1 rRNA gene is annotated in these 3,344 nt (G+C 55.2%); it reads left to right on the forward strand.

From position 1 onward, the window contains the following. The first annotated feature begins 243 nt into the window (after positions 1-243). Positions 244-3,342, forward strand: a 23S ribosomal RNA gene (locus KRX55_RS11700). Positions 3,343-3,344: the final 2 nt, after the last annotated feature.

Here is a 3,344-nt window from a genome sequence, read left to right on the forward strand (position 1 = left end):
CGCGATGCTGGATGTGTCGTCGGAGACTTGAAGGTAGTCAGAAAAACGTCGTTGGTGCACTGTCGGGTGTCTGGGACATCATGTTCCCGGTGTTGCGGCTCATGTGGCCTGCCGGTCTTTGTTGGCTGGTTGGGTTTCGTGTGGTTGGTGTTGTTGTCAGAACTGGATAGTGGACGCGAGTATCTTTATTTTTTGTTTCGTCGAGAATGTGACCAATTTTTTGGTCGTTCTTAGTGTTTTGTGTGTTTTGTTTGTAAGGGCACACGGTGGATGCCTTGGCATACTGAGCCGATGAAGGACGTGGGAGGCTGCGTTAAGCCTCGGGGAGCTGTCAACCGAGCGTTGATCCGAGGATGTCCGAATGGGGAAACCCGGCCGTCGTTGTGGGCGGTCACCCGCCGGTGAATGAAATAGTCGGTGTGGGGGTAACGCGGGGAAGTGAAACATCTCAGTACCCGCAGGAAGAGAAAACAACAGTGATTCTGCTAGTAGTGGCGAACGAACGTGGATTATTGGCTAAACCGTATGCGTGTGATACCCGGCAGGGGTTGCGTGTGCGGTGTTGTGGGGCGATGGCGTTGTGTGGTCTGCCGGCCGCGCCTGGTGAGTGTCTGTGTGTTAGCGGAAGTGGTTTGGAATGGCCCGCCGTAGACGGTGAGAGTCCGGTACGTGAAAACACCCAGCCTGTCAGTGTCGTCGATACCCCGAGTAGCAGCGGGCTCGTGGAATCTGCTGTGAATCAGCCGGGACCACCCGGTAAGCCTGAATACTCAGTGTGACCGATAGCGGAATAGTACCGTGAGGGAATGGTGAAAAGTACCCCGGGAGGGGAGTGAAATAGTACCTGAACCCGTGTGCCTACAATCCGTCAGAGCCTCCTTCGGGGGGTGATGGCGTGCCTTTTGAAGAATGAGCCTGCGAGTCAGCGGCATGTCGCGAGGTTAACCCGTTTGTGGGGTAGCCGTAGCGAAAGCGAATCCTAACTAGGGTGTTTTAGTGGCATGTCCTGGACCCGAAGCGGGGTGATCTACCCATGGCCAGTGTGAAGCGACGGTAAGACGTCGTGGAGGCGCGAACCCACTTAGGTTGAAAACTGAGGGGATGAGTTGTGGGTAGGGGTGAAAGGCCAATCAAACTCCGTGATAGCTGGTTCTCCCCGAAATGCATTTAGGTGCAGCGTTGCGTGTTTCTTGCCGGAGGTAGAGCTACTGGTTGGTTTAGCGGGACTACAATCTTAGCGACATCAGCCAAACTCCGAATGCCGGTCAAGTGTAAGCGTGGCAGTGAGACTGCGGGGGATAAGCTTCGTAGTCGAGAGGGAAACAGCCCAGATCGCCGGCTAAGGCCCCTAAGCGTGTACTAAGTGGAAAAGGATGTGGGATCGCGAAGACAACCAGGAGGTTGGCTTAGAAGCAGCCATCCTTGAAAGAGTGCGTAATAGCTCACTGGTCGAGTGGTTCTGCGCCGACAATGTAGTGGGGCTCAAGTACACCGCCGAAGCCGCGGCAGCGACACCTTTTGGGTGTTGTTGGGTAGGGGAGCGTCGTGCATGGATTGAAGCCGCCGGGTGACCGTGTGGTGGACTGTGCGCGAGTGAGAATGCAGGCATGAGTAGCGAATGATGAGTGAGAAACTCATCCGCCGGATGACCAAGGGTTCCTGGGTCAAGCTAATCTTCCCAGGGTGAGTCGGGACCTAAGGCGAGGCCGACAGGCGTAGTCGATGGACAACGGGTTGATATTCCCGTACCCGTGCACATGCGCCCATGGTGAATCAGTGATACTAACCGCCCAGAAGCGTTTCGCCACTTTCTTTGATTGTGGTGTTTCGTGGATGCGTGGGACCTGATCTGGTAGTAGCCAAGCGATGGGGTGACACAGATTGGTAGTCGAGCCACTTATTGGATTGTGGTGTAAGCGTGCAGCCCGGGGGATAGGTAAATCCGTTCCCCGTTACATGGGTGAGGCGTGATGCGTACCCTTTATTGGGGATGTCGATGATCCTGTGCTGTCGAGAAAAGCCTCTAGCGATGTGTGTGTGCGGCCCGTACCCCAAACCGACACAGGTGGTCAGGTAGAAAATACTAAGGCGATCGGGTGAACTGTGGTTAAGGAACTCGGCAAAATGCCCCCGTAACTTCGGGAGAAGGGGGGCCATGACGGGTCACCGGTCCTTGCGGCTGGTTGGCGTGTCGTGGCCGCAGAGAATAGAGGGAAGCGACTGTTTACTAAAAACACAGGTCCGTGCGAAGACGATAAGTCGATGTATACGGACTGACGCCTGCCCGGTGCTGGAAGGTTAAGAGGACCTGTTAGACCCACTTGTGGGTCGAAGCGGAGAATTTAAGCCCCAGTAAACGGCGGTGGTAACTATAACCATCCTAAGGTAGCGAAATTCCTTGTCGGGTAAGTTCCGACCTGCACGAATGGCGTAACGACTTCCCTGCTGTCTCAACCACAGGCCCGGCGAAATTGCAGTACGAGTAAAGATGCTCGTTACGCGCGGCAGGACGAAAAGACCCCGGGACCTTCACTATAGCTTGGTATTGATGCTCGGTTCGGTTTGTGTAGGATAGGTGGGAGACTGTGATCATGCGACGCCAGTTGTGTGTGAGTCGTTGTTGAAATACCACTCTGATCGAATTGGGTATCTGTTAACCTCGGCCCGTGATCCGGGCCAGGGACAGTGCCTGGTGGGTAGTTTAACTGGGGCGGTTGCCTCCCAAAGAGTAACGGAGGCGCCCAAAGGTTCCCTCAGCCTGGTTGGCAATCAGGTGTTGAGTGTAAGTGCACAAGGGAGCTTGACTGTGAGACTGACAGGTCGAGCAGGTACGAAAGTAGGGACTAGTGATCCGGCACCGGCTTGTGGAAGCGGTGTCGCTCAACGGATAAAAGGTACCCCGGGGATAACAGGCTGATCTTCCCCAAGAGTCCATATCGACGGGATGGTTTGGCACCTCGATGTCGGCTCGTCGCATCCTGGGGCTGGAGTAGGTCCCAAGGGTTGGGCTGTTCGCCCATTAAAGCGGCACGCGAGCTGGGTTTAGAACGTCGTGAGACAGTTCGGTCTCTATCCGCCGCGCGCGTTGAAACTTGAGAAAGGCTGTCCCTAGTACGAGAGGACCGGGACGGACGTACCTCTAGTGTGCCAGTTGTCACGCCCGTGGCATGGCTGGTTGGCTACGTACGGAAGGGATAACCGCTGAAAGCATCTAAGCGGGAAGCCCGTTTCAAGATAAGGTTTCGTTTGAGGTTCCCCATAGACCATGGGGTTGATAGGCCGGATCTGGAAGCACAGTAATGTGTGGAGGTGACCGGTACTAATACACCGAAACAAAACAACAC

Source organism: Corynebacterium sp. TAE3-ERU16, from assembly GCF_019209935.1.
GTDB classification, from domain to species: domain Bacteria; phylum Actinomycetota; class Actinomycetes; order Mycobacteriales; family Mycobacteriaceae; genus Corynebacterium; species Corynebacterium antarcticum.